Below are 15,261 nucleotides of genomic sequence, written 5' to 3' on the forward strand. Positions count from 1 at the left end.
TCCCTTCACGAGAGAGCGATAGGACGCTCTCAAATCTTATCCAACATTGCTAGGGGAAACGGGGTTGAGCGCGTCTGCTTTCGAAGGCGACTGATCGAAAGAGGACTGTCAGGACACGACTACAAAGCGGACATAGCTGCTTGTTCCGGTCACGCTGGCCAAATGGCCATTCACCTCCAGGTGCCTGTTCTTAATAACTTGCCGTACTTTCAGAAAAGACAGACAGCTACAAGATCACCACAGGTAGCGGCTGTTCACGAGCCGCCAGCCTAAAGTAAGGGCTAACGGCTCATTTCTGCAGACCTCTGAAACAAGCCGCTATTTAGGAAAATGGATCCCGCACAACTTGTTGCCATCGGGGTCACGAAAATAGGCTAATTCTACTACACCCAACGATTGGGTGTTGCGGGGCCCCGGCGCTGTCTCAATCGACGTACCACCGTTGGCGACCGCTACGTCGTGGAATTGTTTCACTTGCTCAGGTGAGCTGCATGAAAAAGCAATCGTTGCACCATTTGCTACTGTTGCCAACTCATCATTGATGGGCTGAGTGACAATGAAATTGGTGCCATTCTCGCCTTGATACAAAAGGCGGATATGGCCGCTGTCAGCTATGTTGTTCGATGCTTTGTTTATTCCAAGGACGCTGAGCGCCGCGTCGTAAAAGTTCCTGGATCGCTCGATGTCGTTTGACCCGACCATGGTGTGAAAAAGCATGCATTTATCTCCTACTAAACTCATTAACTGCGTGATCATCTAACGGCATCCATACAATAGCTGAAACTGGCCGCTATAGCGCTCAATCGGCGAAGCAATTACTGCGTCTTCAAATATGCGATAATGGCAGCGCGTTCGTCAGCATTGGTGACAACAAGGTACATCTTGCTGCCTTTCACTAATTTCTGTGGGCCGCTAAGCCATTTGTCGAGTGTTGCAGCGTTCCAGGTGATTTTTGAGCCTTTGAGCGCCGCCGAGTATTTGTACCCGGATGCCGCTCCTGCGACCCTCCCAAATACGCCGCGATGCGCTGGACCAATCTTGTTCGCAGCAATGCTATGACAACTCGAACATTTTGACTGGTAAAGCTTTGCCCCAGCCGCCGCTTGCGGCGTGGCGTTTGGCGATTGTGCGATGGCAACGCTGGAAATCGCCAGCGCTGCCATCACAGCAGGAAGAATAAATGAACGGTAGGTCATCACTTGTCTATGATATCGCGGTGCATGGGGGCAAGCGCCGCGATGAGCCGGTTCTGAGCACGGAACGGCACATCCATTTTGTTCAGCGTGATCTGCAATTCTTCGACCAGCGCATAGAAGGAGCCTTCGTTGACGTTCATGCCGCGATGCGCCTCGGCCATTGTCCGCCCCGAATATTCGCACGGTCCTTTCATGATGACGCAGAATTGCTCAACAAGCTGCAATTTGATGCGGTCCTGATCGGAATTCTCAAAGAACGGCTTTGTGCGCGGATTGGCAAGCCAGCGCACCATGACATCGTCCATAATCTTCGTCAGACCTTCGCGCCCGCCGAACTGTTCAAACAGGGCTGTGTCGTCGGTGATAATAGGCAAGGTCGGTGCCGAGGGCTTGATTTCGGTGTCGCTAATAGCAGGTTCGGCGGCAATTGCCGTGCCAGTGATCGTCATTGCGGTTAAAAAGAATGTCGAAGCTAGAATGATTTTCATATTAAAATCTCCGGAAAGAAACAGGCGATCAGAAGCCGATCTGTAGTGAGGCATAAGCACCGTTCTGGCGGCGCAGCGCGATCTGGCCAAGCCGGGCGTAAGCCAGCGTTAGCGATACATTGCGTGCAGGCGCGTAGGCGATGAACGCATCATAGGCATTTTCTTCGCGGAACGATGTGCCGCCCAGCGCGCCTTCCAACCGGTTTGATTTGGTGCGGAATTCGCCGCCAATCGCAAGTTTTCGGGTCAGCAACAGCGCCGCCGATCCTTCAAATTGCGGTTTGTAACCTTGCTGCTTTCCGCCAAGACCACCAAATCCCAGAATGCCGTATTGGTTAGCCTTGGTCATGCGCACTGTGCCGTTCAGCAACAGGCTTTGCGAGAGGATAATTTTTGTGGCAGCGATATAAAAATCGATGCCCTTTTGCTTCAGTCCGAGGGCGCCGCCGACGATCGCATCATTGTCATTTATCTTATATTGTGCGCCGACGGCTATTTGTGGCAACAGGCTGTCTTGCTCAAGCACCGCGTCGCCAATTAGCCGCACCTTGGCACCAACTATCGTCTGGCTAATCGTGTAGCGATTGCCAAGTGCGAGCACATTGCCAACCTCGCGGAGGTTGAAATTCTGCCGCGCTACCGACAGTTCAACGCGATTCTTGAAATTGATCGCACCGCCGTAAGCTGCGAGCGTAAAGTCTTTTGTATCGACGCCTGTCGCGAAGGCTGACAGACCAAATTCATTGCGCGTTCCATAACCGCCAATCAGTGCCCAAGGCACCAGGCCACCGCCGCCTGCCCCCTCGATTGTCGATACACCGCCAGTCAGCAAAAGCCGTCCACCCCCGGACAAAAACGATCGCCTGCTTTCGCTGGTTTCTTCGCTTTTGTTGACAGCCCCTTCATCCGCTTCTGCGCTTTGTTCACCATCGGAAATTTCGACAAAATTGGTGATCTCGATTGCGGCAGATGCATTGTCGGCATTTACGGGCATTGATGTTGCAGTAAGACTGGCAGCTACCACTCCGGCCCGATACGGCATTGCTGCCAACTTTAAAAAACTCCCCATCCATTTTCTCCCAGAACCGTCGCCAGCCGATTGACGTGCGCAGCAACAGTTACGAGCGAACTCACGTTGCGGATGCAGAACGAAAAAAGAAATCTCTGGCTCCATCGATATTTGGAAGCGGTTTCTCGCCTGCTGCCTTTGCAGCGTCACCCGCTACATTGATTCAACTGGTCGATGATTGCTGCATCGAGCCCGCAGAAGATCAGACGATAGGCTTCGACCAACAAAGCAGACATATCAACCTTAATTATCTAATGTCCGATTTTTGGGGAGCGCGCCAACGCGTTTAACGACTATTTTTGTGAGCATAGCTGTCGTCACCAAAACTGTATGAATGGCTGCTATTGGCCTGAACCTCCTGAAAGCTGTCGGTCCGCTTTCCACAACATTCCGGTCATTCCCGCTAGTTTTTCGGTACGCTGAAACCTGCCATTCGTTCAGGGTGACGGGTGGGTATGATGGGGGGGTTGGGGACAGTCCCTTTTCAAGGCGCAAACCTTTCCAGACATACCAACCAGAGTTTCGATCTCTCATTGGCCGTCGTCAACTCATCCTCCAACCCACACGCCCTTCGGCATCGCGCGAAAATCTAGTCGATGGTTTCCACCAACTCCGCGATCCGCCCGATCATTTCGTCGATATGCGCCTTTTCCAATATGAGCGGCGGGGACAGGGCGATGATATCGCCGGTTGCGCGCACCAGTAATCCGTTATCGAAGCATTTGTGGAACAGCTGCATGCCACGCTTTCCGACCCCGGCGCTGTGCGGTGCGAGTTCGATGCCGGCGACTATGCCCATGTTGCGGATGTCGATGATGTTGCGCTTGCCCTTCAGGCTGTGGACGGCGTCTTGCCAATAGCTGTGCAGGGATGTTGCATGTTCAAAAATACCTTCAGACTTGTAAAGGTCGAGCGTCGCCAGACCCGCGGCGGCGGCGAGAGGGTGGCCGGAATAGGTGTAGCCGTGGAACAGTTCGATGCCATCGGGGCCACCTTCGACCACGCCGTCATGGATATGGCGGCTGACCGCGACTGCGCCCATCGGCACGGCGGCATTGGTCAGGCCCTTGGCCATGGTGATGATATCCGGCGTCACGCCAAGGGTTCCCGAGGCGGTCGCCCCGCCGACGCGGCCAAAGGCGGTGATGACTTCGTCGAAGATCAGGACAATGCCATGCTTGCGGGTGATCTCGCGCAATTTTTCGAGATAGCCGACCGGCGGCACCAGCACGCCTGTCGATCCGGCCATCGGCTCCACGATGACGGCTGCGATGGTTTCTGCCCCATGCAGTGCGACAATGGCTTCCAGATTGTCGGCCAGATGCCCGCCCCATTCGGGACGCCCCATGGTAAAGGCATTATGCTCCATATTGTGCGTGTGCGGCAGATGGTCGACGCCAGTCAGCAGCGTTCCGAACTGTCGCCGGTTGTTGACGATGCCGCCCACCGAAATGCCGCCAAAGCCGACGCCATTATAGCCACGTTCCCGGCCAATCAGGCGGGTGCGGGTGCCTTGGCCAATGGCGCGTTGATAGGCGAGGGCGATCTTCAGCGCGGTGTCGACCGATTCCGATCCGCTATTGGTGAAGAATATCCGGTCCAGCCCCTCGGGCATGAGTGTCGCCAGCCGCGACGCCAGTTCAAAGGCCAGCGGATGGCCCAGTTGGAAGGGCGGGGCGTAATCGAGTTCGGATGCCGTCTTCTGGATGGCTTCCACAATCGGCGCACGGCAGTGGCCTGCATTTACGGCCCAAAGTCCGGCGGTGCCGTCGAGGATCTGCCGGCCATCATCGCTGGTATAATGCATATCCTTTGCGGACTTCAGCTGCCGCGGCGTCGCCTTGAACGCCCGGTTTGCCGTGAAGGGCATCCAGAATGCGGCTAAAGGATCATTCTCAAGTTTCATAATCGGACTCCGGCACTACGCGTCCACCGCTTATGCAATGGTCAGTGAATTTGGTGCGACTCAAATCTTTATTCCGACTGGAAAATTTTGCTTTCGGTCACGCATCTTTCGATCGCGAAACAAAATAGTTTTTCGCCCAATAACCGAACAGGAAAGCTGCGGTCACAATCATGCTGGCCCATAATTCTTTTGAGCTTGTCGGTGACAATGCCATCATCACAAGGACACCGCCCATACCGGCAATCGCGAACCATGTGCCAAAGGGATATAGCCACATCCGAACCTGCAACCGCTCCGGCGCTTCCGCCTCGAATTGCGCGCGAAGGCGAAGCTGGGCCACTGCCACCAGAATGTAAATGAAAAGCATGATGGCGCCTGAAGATGTGACGAGGAAGTTGAACACCTGGTCGGGAGACAGGATGGATGCCGCGAGGGCAAAATAGCTGAAGAGGCTGGCGATCAATATCGCCCTTGCCGGAACGCGGGCACCGCTCAGCTTCACGCAGGATTGGGGTGCATCGCCATTGCGGGCGAGGCCGAACATCGCCCGCGATGTGATGTATATCCCTGAATTCAGGCATGAAAGGACCGCGACAAGGACGATGCCCTCCATGATCAGGTCAGCACCGGGATAGCCCATCTGCCGGAGCGCATGGGCAAAAGGCGAAGTTCCCGCCTCAATCTCATTCCAGGGAACAACCGAGACGATGAGGAAAATGGAAAGCACGAAGAAAATCAGGATTCGCAAGGAAACCGAGATGGTCATATTCGCGATTGTCTTGGAGCCTTCCTCCGATTCTGCCGCAGCCAGCGTCGCGATTTCAGCCCCGCAAAGCGAGAAGATCGTCGTCGCAACACCTGCAAATATCGCGGCCACTCCAGCCGGCGCAAAACCGCCATGCGCTGTCAGGTTCGCAAAGGTCGATCCGGATGGGGACGTCACGCCGGTTGCATAGGCCCCGGCCACAAGAATGAAGACGATGATCGCAACAACCTTGGTCGACGCAAACCAGAATTCGAATTCGCCATAGGATTTTGCGGACATCAGGTTGATCGCGGTCAACACCGCCATCAGCACGACACCGATTTGCCAGACCTCCAGTTGCGGATACCATCCGTTGATGATTTTGGCTCCGGCAATGGCCTCGATGGCGATCACAACGACCCAAAAATACCAGTAAAGCCAGCCAACCATATAGCCGGCCCAGTCGCCCACGCCCTGCCGCGCAAAATCAGGAAAGGTCTGCGTGCCCGGCATGGCGATCGACATTTCCGCGATCATCCGCATGACGAGCAGCACAAGAAACCCGGCAATGGCATAGCTCAGCACCGCTGCCGGACCGATATTGCCGATTGCAGTAGAGGAGCCAACGAACAGCCCCGCGCCGATGATACCGCCAAATGTGATCATCGACACATGGCGCGATTTCAGTGACCGGCTCAGCTCATTCGGTGCCGCTATGCTTGATTCCATTAAAATATCCCCCTGGTTCAAAGGGGTTGTAGCGTCGGTACGGCGGTTTTGTAAATGACAGGTCGCAAGGCAAAGCTGGTGGTGACATTTGCAACGCCGTTGACCTTGGTCAGACGTCTGCGGAGGAAGTCCTCGAACTGGGTGAGCGAGCTTACCAATATGCGAAGCTGATAGTCGGCTTCGCCCGTCATGAGATAGCAATCCATGACTTCGGGAAAGCCCGCCACGGCCGTTTCGAACTCCTGCAGATGCCGGTCGTCCTGTTGATCGAGACGAACGCGGACGAAGGCGGTGACCGACAGACCAACCTTGTCCGGATCGACCAGTGCCACATAACGCGCGATGGTGCCGTTCGCTTCCAACTGCCGGACCCGGCGCAGGCAAGGGCTGGGGGAGAGGCCGATGCGGTCGGAAAGCTCCTGATTAGACATTCGCCCGTCGGCCTGAAGCAGATCGATAATTTTGCGGTCTATCGCGTCCAGCGCATTTTCTGGCATATTATATCTCTATTCGTGTCGTTAATGGGATTATCTGCCAAAAATATGCCGCAGAACCCAGCTATACGCAAGGACATGCTAACGTCCGCTGGCTAAACTCCGGTCAACAGGATTCCGGGACAAATAATAATGGCGACCAAATTTGCGGATGCGCGCGAAGAGAAGATAGCGGCCATTGAGGCGCTGGATACGCGGCTGCGTTGGCTGTCGTCTTGGACGGTGCATAACGCCAACCATATCCGCAAAAAGCGTGATGGCCTGAAGGTGGGCGGGCATCAGGCAAGCTGCGCCTCCATGACCGCTATCATGGCGGCACTCTATTTCCATGCCCTGCGGCCCAATGACAAGGTGTCGGTAAAGCCGCATGCGGGGCCGGTGTTGCAGGCGATCCATTATATGCTGGGCAACCAGTCGCTTGAGCAGCTGCAGCAGTTCCGCGCTTTGGGCGGCGCACAAAGCTATCCATCGCGCACCAAGGACAAAATCCCCGTCGATTTTTCCACCGGGTCGGTGGGGCTGGGCGTGGCTATCACGGCTTTCTCAAGCCTTGTTCAGGACTATCTGGTCGCCCATGGCTCCATGGCCGAGGCCGATGCGGGGCGGATGATATCGCTGATGGGCGACGCCGAGCTTGACGAAGGCAATATCTATGAGTGCCTGATCGAAGGCTATAAGCATGACATCCGCAACTGCTGGTGGGTGGTGGATTACAACCGTCAGTCGCTGGACAGCACCACGGCGGACCGCATGTTCCGCCGCTTTGATGACATTTTCGAAACCTGCGGTTGGCGCGTCATTACGCTGAAGCACGGCAAGCTGTTGCGCGCGGCATTTGCGCGGCCGGGCGGGAAGTCACTTGAGGACTGGATCGAAAATTGCCCCAATGCCGAATATGCCGTGCTGACCTATCAGGGCGGTACCGCGTGGCGCGCGCGGTTGATCGACGATATCGGCCACAAACCCCATGTCAAAAAGCTGCTCGACAGTTTTGATGATGATGGTCTGGGCGCCTTGATGACCAATTTGGGCGGGCATTGCATCGCCTCGCTCATGGAAGCGTTTGACAGCGCGGACGACGACCGACCGACCTTGTTCATTGCCTATACGGTCAAGGGATATGGCCTGCCGCTGGCCGGGCATAAAGACAATCATTCGGGTATGATGAACCCTGCGCAAATAGAACAATTGCGCGAAAGCTTGGGCATTGAAGCCGGGCAGGAATGGGAGCCTTTCGCCGGTCTCGGCGGCAATATGGCGGCACGGCTGAAGGATTTTGTCGACCGGAGTGTCCTTGCGAAAAAGGACGAGGAAAGTTCGCCTCCACCCATCTTCGTGCCGGCGCGCCTTCCGGTTCCGACTGGCGAAACACAATCGACCCAAGCGGCGTTCGGACATGTGCTGCTCGATCTGGCAAAATCGTCCGAGCCATTGGCGGACCATATTGTCACAACGGCGCCCGATGTTACCCAGACGACGAACTTGGGCGGCTTCGTCAATCAACGTGGTCTGTTCCGGCGGTCCCAAGTCGCGGACATCTTTCGCGAGGCGAAAATTCCGTCGGCCCAGAAATGGGCTGCGCATGCCGCTGGCCAGCATATCGAGCTTGGCATTGCAGAGAATAACTTCTTCCTGTTGCTGACATCACTTGGCCTAGCTGCCCCACATTTCGGGACGCGATTGATACCGGTGGGCACGGTCTATGATCCGTTTATCTCGCGCGGGCTCGATGCGCTGAATTACGGCTGTTACTCGGACGCGCGCTTTTTGCTGGTCGGCACACCATCGGGCCTGACCTTGGGACCAGAAGGCGGGGCGCACCAGTCGATCAACACGCCGCTGATCGGTATGGGGCAGCCCGGCCTTGCCTATTTCGAACCTGCCTATGCGGACGAGGTGGCGCTGTTCATGCGCTGGGCCTTTGAATATCTGCAGCAGCCCGACGGCAGCTCGGTCTATCTACGGCTCAGCACCCGGCAAATCCCGCAAGTCTCCCGCGAAGATACGCAGTGGGAGGAAGACGCTCTGAAAGGTGGCTATTGGTTGCGCAAACCCGCACCGGGATCGCAGGCAGCTATTGCCTTTACCGGTGCAATTGCGCCCGAAATCCTGTCGGCATACGAACAATTGGTGGATGACATTCCCGGGCTCGGGGTGTTGAATATCACTTCGCCCGATGTCCTGCACCGTGAATGGTCTGCGCAGAAGGCAGCGCGATGGACGGGCCGTCATGGAGCGGTCAGCCATATAGAGACATTATTGTCCGACCTTGCGCCCCATGCGGGGATTGTGACGGCGATCGACGGCTCACCGGGGGCGCTGTCGTGGATCGGCGGCGTCAAAGGCATGCGGATCAGCCCGCTCGGAACGGACCGCTTCGGTCAAACCGGCGATCTACCCGATCTTTACCGCAACTACAGGCTCGACGCCGATGCGGTTATCGATGCGATGGCGGAGCTGTTTCTCGTCCGGTAAACTTACCGCGGCAGAATTCAGACACTGAGCCAGATGATGTGCGCAATTGCGGCACCTAGCGCGATGACGATCGCAGACGAGACTCTGGGCCCCAGATAAAGCGACAGCACCCGTTGGGTCGGGAATGAAAATGTCGCTAGCGTGCCGAGCATCTTGTCTGGATGGCCTTCCTTGAATGTGGGATCCATCACCAGCTTCACCATGTCGCGCCGACTTCGGTACCGCATCAGACCGAAGATCGTCCAGCCGGGATCGCCCTCGGTATTCCACGCATCGATGTATCCGCCGACTTTACGCCCTACCATGACCGGATGGCCACCGTTCCGGAAAAGTACCGGCATGAACCGCTTCGAATAACGCTGGAGGAGGCTCAGGCCTTGCACCATCTGGCCGGTTACAGGGTCCTTGACGTCGTCCATCTGCGCTTTGACCAGATTGAGCATGATAAATTCGCGGCCGTCATCCGCTTCCAGAAAGGCGCGTAAAACCGAGACGTTATTACCCGATGCTTCGAAGCGATCTTGTGTTGCATCGATAAAGGAGTCGATCTCGTCCGCTTTGAGGGGGCCTGACCAATTGTCGTACCAAAGGCGGAACAGCAGATAGAGCGCCAGCGCCGATCCCCAGATGACGGCAACGGCCATCATTCTTTGCCCGCTGCGCCTGATTTCAGGGCGCGCTGACGGTCGCGTTGGGCCTTGGCCGCTTCCTTGCATCCGGGCGATGTTTTCTGGATGTTGCGGATCAGGCAAGCCCGAACTTTATCCCGATTAAATGTGGCCAGTTCCGGCGAACAGAATTTCTTCATATCGGCCATACAAGCCTCGCGGACGCTTGTTTGCGCCTCGACCGGCGTGGCTATCAGCATGGTCACGCATGCTATGATCGAAACACCTAAATTCCGCATCGTTTCAGCTCCACTATTTTCGCTACATTATATTGGCATTATATGTGCCAATAGAGTTTGGCAAGTCAGGCATTGCCTTGTAATAGCTGGTATATGAAACGAGAAAGATGCCTATGACATCGGCGCACGAGAAAACCGAAGCCTTGAAATTGGATGGCCGTCGTGCCCGCAGCCGGTCCAGCCGATCCAAAATTGTCGAGGCGATGTTGCAGTTGGTCGGGAACGGCGATGTCGCCCCAAGTGCGGCGCGCGTTGCTGACATTGCAGGCGTCGGTTTGCGGACGGTGTTCCGGCATTTTGACGATATGGACACGCTTTACCGCGAAATGAGTGCGGTGATCGAGGAACGTGTGCTGCCGATTATCGCAGAGCCATTGAAGGGTCCGAACTGGAAAGCCAGGATGACCGAGATTGCGGACCGGCGTGCCATCGTTTTTGAAACTATTCTGCCCTTTCGGATCTCCGCCAATCTGAAACGTTTCCAGTCATCTTATTTGATGCAGGATTATCAACGCCTGCTGAAGGCAGAGGCGGACGGAGTAGAGGCGCTGTTACCCGGAAGCGTCAAAGAAGACAGTGTTGGCGCACGCGGCCTCAACGTCATCCTCAGTTTTCAGACTTGGCGTCTGTTGCGTCATGATCAGGGCTTGTCGACCGAGGAAGCGGGGCTCGTCATCAAAAGAATGCTGGCGGACGCGTTGCAGCATATGCCCGACCAATAAGTGCGCCGGCGCATCAGATTGACCATATAAATTTAATATGGCACTGTTTGTGCCAATATATTGGCGGAGATAGTTATGAAAGTCATGCGCACACCCGATGCCGCCTTTGAGGACATCGCGGATTTCCCGTTCCAGCCGCATTATACCGAGATTTCCGATCCGCAGGACGGAACCGCTTTGCGTGTCCACTATATCGATGAAGGGCCCCGGGATGCCCAGGTGGTTCTCATGATGCATGGCGAGCCGAGCTGGTCCTATCTTTACCGGCATATGATTCCTCCGGTAGCGGAAAGGGGGCTTCGTGTCGTGGCACCCGATCTTATCGGATTTGGAAAATCGGACAAACCGTCGAAGAAAAGCGATTATAGCTATGCGCGCCATGTGGCGTGGATGCGGGCTTGGCTCGAGAAGCTTGATTTGCGCAATATCACCCTTGTGTGTCAGGATTGGGGGTCGCTGGTCGGTTTGCGTCTAGTGGGCGAAATGCCCGACCGCTTCGCTGGCGTTGTACTGTCAAACGGGGGCTTGCCTGAAGGCGGCCCCGCGCCGCGTGCCTTTGCGATCTGGCGCGCTTTTTCGAAATGGAGCCCCATTTTTCCGATTGGTAAAATCGTCAGCGCAGGAACCAAGCGCGGGTTGAGTGATGCGGAAATTGCCGCCTACAACGCGCCTTTTCCCGACAGCGGATACACGGCTGCAGCACGGATATTTCCATCCTTCGTTCCCTTCAAAAATAATGTCGCGATCCCTGACCAGAAAAAGGCTTGGGCGGTTCTCGAGAAATTCGACAAGCCATTTCTCTGCTGCTTCAGCGATGGTGACCCTGTTACCCGAGGAGGCGAGGCGAGGTGGATTGGCCGCGTTCCGGGAACTGAAGGCCAGCCGCACACGACGTTAAAAGGCGGGCACTTCATTCAGGAAGATGATCCCAAAGGATTTGTTGACTGCATATTGAAAGTCGCCAAGGCGTAAAAGCGCAACAATTGTCGGTAAATTAGAGGAGCGTGGGGTCTTGAAAACAGCAGTGGTGACGGGTGCAGCCCAAGGGGTCGGTCTGGCGACATCGGTCAAATTGGCCTCCAACGGTTTTCATGTGGTTTTGACCGACCTGCAACCCTTGGAAAGCACAATCGCGGAGCTTTCGGCATCCGGATTATCGGTCCAGGGCATTAGCGGCGACATCGCTTCGGAAGAGTTTGTCGCTGCGCTTGCCAGTCAGGTCGCTTCGGAACATGGCGCCGCCGATGTGCTGGTCAACAATGCCGGGATCAGCATGATCGTCCCGGCCGAAGAAATCGGGCGGAGCGAATGGCACAAGGTGATGTCGATCAATCTGGAAGCCGCATTTTTCCTGTCGCAAGCCTTTGGACGCCAGATGTTGGCGCAAGGCAGTGGCAGTATTGTCAATGTCGCGTCTATTGCCGGACTTTATGGGATTATCCACCGCGCGGCCTATAACGCGTCCAAGCATGGCTTGATCGGCCTGACCCGTACTTTGGCAGCCGAATGGGGCGGACGCGGAGTTCGCGTTAACGCCGTTTGCCCCGGCTGGATAAAGACCGACATGGATGTCATGTCACAGGCCACGGGCGCCTATAATGATGATGACATCATTGACCGGGTTCCCATGGGCCGTTTTGCCAAAGCCGAAGATGTGGCGGCCGCGATCGCTTTCCTGGCGTCTGAGGATAATTTCATCAATGGCGTGAGCCTGCCGGTCGACGGCGGCTGGACCGGCGATGCGAGCTGGAACAGCTTGCGGACGAAAACGCGGGCCGGATAGAAACTACGTAAAATATATCCAGCGTTTTGGCTGCCTGCGGTGGGATCGACGGTTGCAGGCAGCCTCCACGCGACGGTCTGGTGAACCGTTAGAAGCGGTACGCCAGACCGGCACTAATGACCCACGGATCGAGGTCATGTTTTGTTTGTAGCGCCGTTGCAGCGCCCGCACGGAATGTTGCGGTGGTTCCCACGAAATAGCGTTTTGCATCTACCGAAAGACCAAGACCTTTGTCGTTCAGCTTCAGGTCGAGACCGGCTTGCAGAACGAAGCCAAGTTCATCGGACAGATTGACATCGGTTGCGCCCAAGGCGGCGGCGTCAGCGCCCACATCTTCGCTGAAGATGAAGAAATGGGTGGGGCCTGCGCCGAGATAGGGCTTCACGCCTTCGCTCAGATTGAAATGATATTTCGCCGTAACGGTGGCGGGAAGGATGATCGCATTTTCAATCAGACGAGCTCTGGCCAACGCGCCCGTTCCGCGCACATCATGGGGAGTGATGCAGCAGATGGTCTCAATCGAGAAATTGGACGAAAGAAAATATTCCGCGGCGATGGTGGGGACGTAAGAGTCTGTGGCGCGTGTCTGCGACCCTGCGGGCAAGCCGATAAGGTCGGTTTTGACGTCGGTGATGGCGCCGTCGGGCAGCACGCCCGTTGCAAATGCCTTCAACTGGATCTTGCCTTCATTGTCTCCGGCATAGGCGGGTGTTGCCATAGAAATTGCGGCAGCACAGCAGGCCGCAAAAAGGAGGTTATGCCTTTTCATCGTTATTTTTCCTTATGGGGAATTCTGGGGAGGAATGTCCCGTTTGGGGGGAGGGGATGGCCGCCCGTTAAGGGCGACCATCTGGGGGGCATTAGTCTTTGTGGGGCAAAGACGAATGGTGCAGAACGATCCGCAATTTGCCTTCACCGTCGCGGACATAGCCCCAGGTCTTGTCGACCGTGGTCACATTGCCCTTGGCGTCGGTTAGCATGACATTGCCCATTGACGTTGCCGAGTTGCCGGTGATCAGCACGCTTGCATTTTCGATCTTGTACGAACGCCAGCCTTTCAGCGCGAAGCCGGTGTCCTTGGGAAAGTTTTTGTCGCCACCAACAAAATAGGCCAGGGCACCGTCACGCTGGGTGCGGAATGTTTGCGGTGCAACGGTCAACGTCGGCTTGAACAGGACAGGGCCCATATTGTAGCCATAAGCGGTGTCGAGAACGGTTTCAGCGAGGCGCTTCGCGGCGGCATAGCCTTTGCGGTCATATTCGGTGGAAATGGCGACCAGAGCCTGGCCCCAAGCCTGTTGCGCGGCTTCGACTTCGGCCAGTGTAATCGGCGCATAAGGTGCCGAAGCGGCATGTACCGACTGTGTTCCGGCGATGGCAGGCGAGGCCATAAGCGACAGGGGGAGCAGCGCTGCGGCTGCGATCTTCAAACGAAAACTCTTCATAATCTGCACTCCCGATTTAAAGCCGCGCTGCAACTCTGCGGACGTGCAGGTGGTGCGGCATGAACAATGGACTTGGTGCCCATGACGAAGAGATAGAGTTATTCGCAGGGGGCTAAAATTGGCCGGATGGCCCGCCGCGCGGCCTAGGCCGGTTGGCCTATGCACTCCGCGCCCGAATGTTTACAACGGCGCGATGCGAATCTCGTCACCGCTCCTCGACCAGCAGATCGATACGATCACGGAATTGCGCGAGCTCTATCGCGCGTCCGAAGCGCGCGGCGCGCGGTTGCGGTTGCTGTCGACGAGTGGACGTGAAATGGCGCAGGCCACGCAGGAGAATAGCGCAGAGGTGTTGCGGCGCTGCGCCGAAAGGTTGGCCTTTTTTGTTGGCAAATCCCGTGCCGAGATCAGTTTGCGGCCAGAAGATGCCGGGATCGCCATACTAGCCCCCGGCGAAGGAAAACGCATCGTCGGTCGCATCATCATCGACGGCCTGACGGGGATTGAGCAAATCGTTGACCGTGAGGATGCCGAAGCTTTCCGGATGCATCTGGAACTTATGGGCGCGACAATTGCGCGCATGAATGACGCCCATGATCGCGACCGGCTGTTAAATACATTGCAGGAACGCGAGCTTCGTCTTGAATATCTCGTAGGACGCATGTTCTCCACGCAGGAGGAAGAACGTCGCCGCGTGTCGCAGGAATTGCACGATGGGGTCGCACAGACCGCAACGGCGCTGGTGCGCATTCTTGAGGGCACGACAACACAGCCCAACGCCGATATTCCCGCTGCGGAACGCGTTAAGCTTGCGGCAATTGCGCGCGATCTGGTGACAGAGTTGCGCGGAGTCATCGGCGGGCTGCGGCCCACATTGCTCGATGATCTGGGGCTTGAAGCCGCTCTGGTCGCGCTGGCCGACGCCCTTCGCGTCGATGGTTATGACGTTGCCGTTGATCTTTCGAAACAGGCCGTCACATGGCCCGCGCATCTCGAAACCGCCCTGTTTCGCGTGGCGCAAGAGGCGGTTGCGAATATCCGTAAACATGCCGGTCCGTCGTGCCGCGTTGTGGTGGAACTGGCGGTGTCGGATGAGCCCGATGGCTGCTTCTTACGCATTCAGGATTTCGGCAAAGGCTGTCCGTCACCGATGATGGAAAGCCCGACGGTAAACGCGGGTAGCCATGTCGGCATAGGGGTTATGCGCGAACGAATGGCCGCTGTCGGTGGCAGCTTGCGCTGGACGTCGCCACCACAAGGTGGTGTGTGCGTCCTTGCCCAGTTTCCGGTCACCTTCTGATT

At 56.4% G+C, this 15,261-nt stretch carries 16 protein-coding genes; 5 read left to right on the forward strand and 11 right to left on the reverse strand.

Annotated elements, in window-relative coordinates; genetic code table 11:
* Positions 1–318 precede the first annotated feature (318 nt).
* From EUU25_RS02350 to EUU25_RS02380, 7 genes are all read right to left on the reverse strand, one after another.
* The gene (locus tag EUU25_RS02350) at positions 319–717 is read right to left on the reverse strand and encodes a VOC family protein (RefSeq protein ID WP_158897941.1); all 399 of its coding nucleotides are present in this window, start codon (positions 715–717) and stop codon (positions 319–321) included.
* A gap of 98 nt (positions 718–815) precedes the next feature.
* On the reverse strand, positions 816–1,196 hold the full coding sequence (locus EUU25_RS02355) for a c-type cytochrome (RefSeq protein ID WP_158903040.1): 381 nt from the start codon (positions 1,194–1,196) through the stop codon (positions 816–818).
* Positions 1,196–1,684 (reverse strand): group I truncated hemoglobin, encoded by a 489-nt coding sequence (locus tag EUU25_RS02360; RefSeq protein ID WP_158897943.1) that lies wholly within the window; start codon positions 1,682–1,684, stop codon positions 1,196–1,198. The genes EUU25_RS02355 and EUU25_RS02360 overlap by 1 nt, the downstream gene beginning before the upstream one ends.
* A gap of 28 nt (positions 1,685–1,712) precedes the next feature.
* Entirely contained in the window at positions 1,713–2,753 is a 1,041-nt protein-coding gene (locus EUU25_RS02365) for a DUF3034 family protein (protein WP_158897945.1), read from the reverse strand.
* A 589-nt stretch (positions 2,754–3,342) separates the two neighbouring features.
* The gene (gene aptA, locus EUU25_RS02370) at positions 3,343–4,659 is read right to left on the reverse strand and encodes an omega-aminotransferase AptA (protein WP_158897947.1); all 1,317 of its coding nucleotides are present in this window, start codon (positions 4,657–4,659) and stop codon (positions 3,343–3,345) included.
* 97 nt (positions 4,660–4,756) lie between these two features.
* Entirely contained in the window at positions 4,757–6,133 is a 1,377-nt protein-coding gene (locus EUU25_RS02375) for an amino acid permease (RefSeq protein WP_158897949.1), read from the reverse strand.
* 17 nt (positions 6,134–6,150) lie between these two features.
* A complete protein-coding gene (locus EUU25_RS02380) occupies positions 6,151–6,630 on the reverse strand; it encodes an Lrp/AsnC family transcriptional regulator (RefSeq protein ID WP_158897952.1) in 480 nt (159 codons plus the stop codon).
* A 129-nt stretch (positions 6,631–6,759) separates the two neighbouring features.
* On the opposite strand from EUU25_RS02380, the gene EUU25_RS02385 reads away from it, so the two are divergent.
* The gene (locus EUU25_RS02385) at positions 6,760–9,102 is read left to right on the forward strand and encodes a transketolase (protein ID WP_158897954.1); all 2,343 of its coding nucleotides are present in this window, start codon (positions 6,760–6,762) and stop codon (positions 9,100–9,102) included.
* A gap of 17 nt (positions 9,103–9,119) precedes the next feature.
* Here the strand turns inward: EUU25_RS02385 and EUU25_RS02390 are convergent, their stop codons facing one another.
* Entirely contained in the window at positions 9,120–9,749 is a 630-nt protein-coding gene (locus EUU25_RS02390) for a hypothetical protein (protein WP_158897956.1), read from the reverse strand.
* The gene (locus EUU25_RS02395; RefSeq protein WP_158897958.1) at positions 9,746–10,009 is read right to left on the reverse strand and encodes a hypothetical protein; all 264 of its coding nucleotides are present in this window, start codon (positions 10,007–10,009) and stop codon (positions 9,746–9,748) included. Before EUU25_RS02395 ends, EUU25_RS02390 begins: the two co-directional genes overlap by 4 nt.
* Positions 10,010–10,122: 113 nt before the next feature.
* On the opposite strand from EUU25_RS02395, the gene EUU25_RS02400 reads away from it, so the two are divergent.
* The 3 genes from EUU25_RS02400 (at position 10,123) to EUU25_RS02410 (ending at position 12,514) form a co-directional block, all read left to right on the forward strand.
* The gene (locus EUU25_RS02400) at positions 10,123–10,731 is read left to right on the forward strand and encodes a TetR/AcrR family transcriptional regulator (RefSeq protein ID WP_187351288.1); all 609 of its coding nucleotides are present in this window, start codon (positions 10,123–10,125) and stop codon (positions 10,729–10,731) included.
* 75 nt (positions 10,732–10,806) lie between these two features.
* On the forward strand, positions 10,807–11,703 hold the full coding sequence (locus tag EUU25_RS02405) for a haloalkane dehalogenase (protein ID WP_158897960.1): 897 nt from the start codon (positions 10,807–10,809) through the stop codon (positions 11,701–11,703).
* A gap of 40 nt (positions 11,704–11,743) precedes the next feature.
* Positions 11,744–12,514, forward strand: a complete 771-nt coding sequence (locus tag EUU25_RS02410; RefSeq protein ID WP_158897962.1) for an SDR family NAD(P)-dependent oxidoreductase — start codon at positions 11,744–11,746, stop codon at positions 12,512–12,514.
* 88 nt (positions 12,515–12,602) lie between these two features.
* Here the strand turns inward: EUU25_RS02410 and EUU25_RS02415 are convergent, their stop codons facing one another.
* Both EUU25_RS02415 and EUU25_RS02420 read right to left on the reverse strand, forming a co-directional pair.
* Positions 12,603–13,283, reverse strand: coding sequence for an OmpW/AlkL family protein (locus EUU25_RS02415; protein ID WP_158897964.1), 681 nt, complete (start codon positions 13,281–13,283; stop codon positions 12,603–12,605).
* Between the two features lie 91 nt (positions 13,284–13,374).
* On the reverse strand, positions 13,375–13,959 hold the full coding sequence (locus EUU25_RS02420; protein ID WP_158897966.1) for a phosphoribosyl-AMP cyclohydrolase: 585 nt from the start codon (positions 13,957–13,959) through the stop codon (positions 13,375–13,377).
* A gap of 193 nt (positions 13,960–14,152) precedes the next feature.
* On the opposite strand from EUU25_RS02420, the gene EUU25_RS02425 reads away from it, so the two are divergent.
* Positions 14,153–15,259 (forward strand): sensor histidine kinase, encoded by a 1,107-nt coding sequence (locus tag EUU25_RS02425; RefSeq protein WP_158897968.1) that lies wholly within the window; start codon positions 14,153–14,155, stop codon positions 15,257–15,259.
* The last annotated feature ends 2 nt before the right edge of the window (positions 15,260–15,261 follow it).

Origin of the sequence: Sphingorhabdus lacus (assembly GCF_009768975.1) — a bacterium.
Lineage (GTDB): Bacteria > Pseudomonadota > Alphaproteobacteria > Sphingomonadales > Sphingomonadaceae > Sphingorhabdus_B > Sphingorhabdus_B lacus.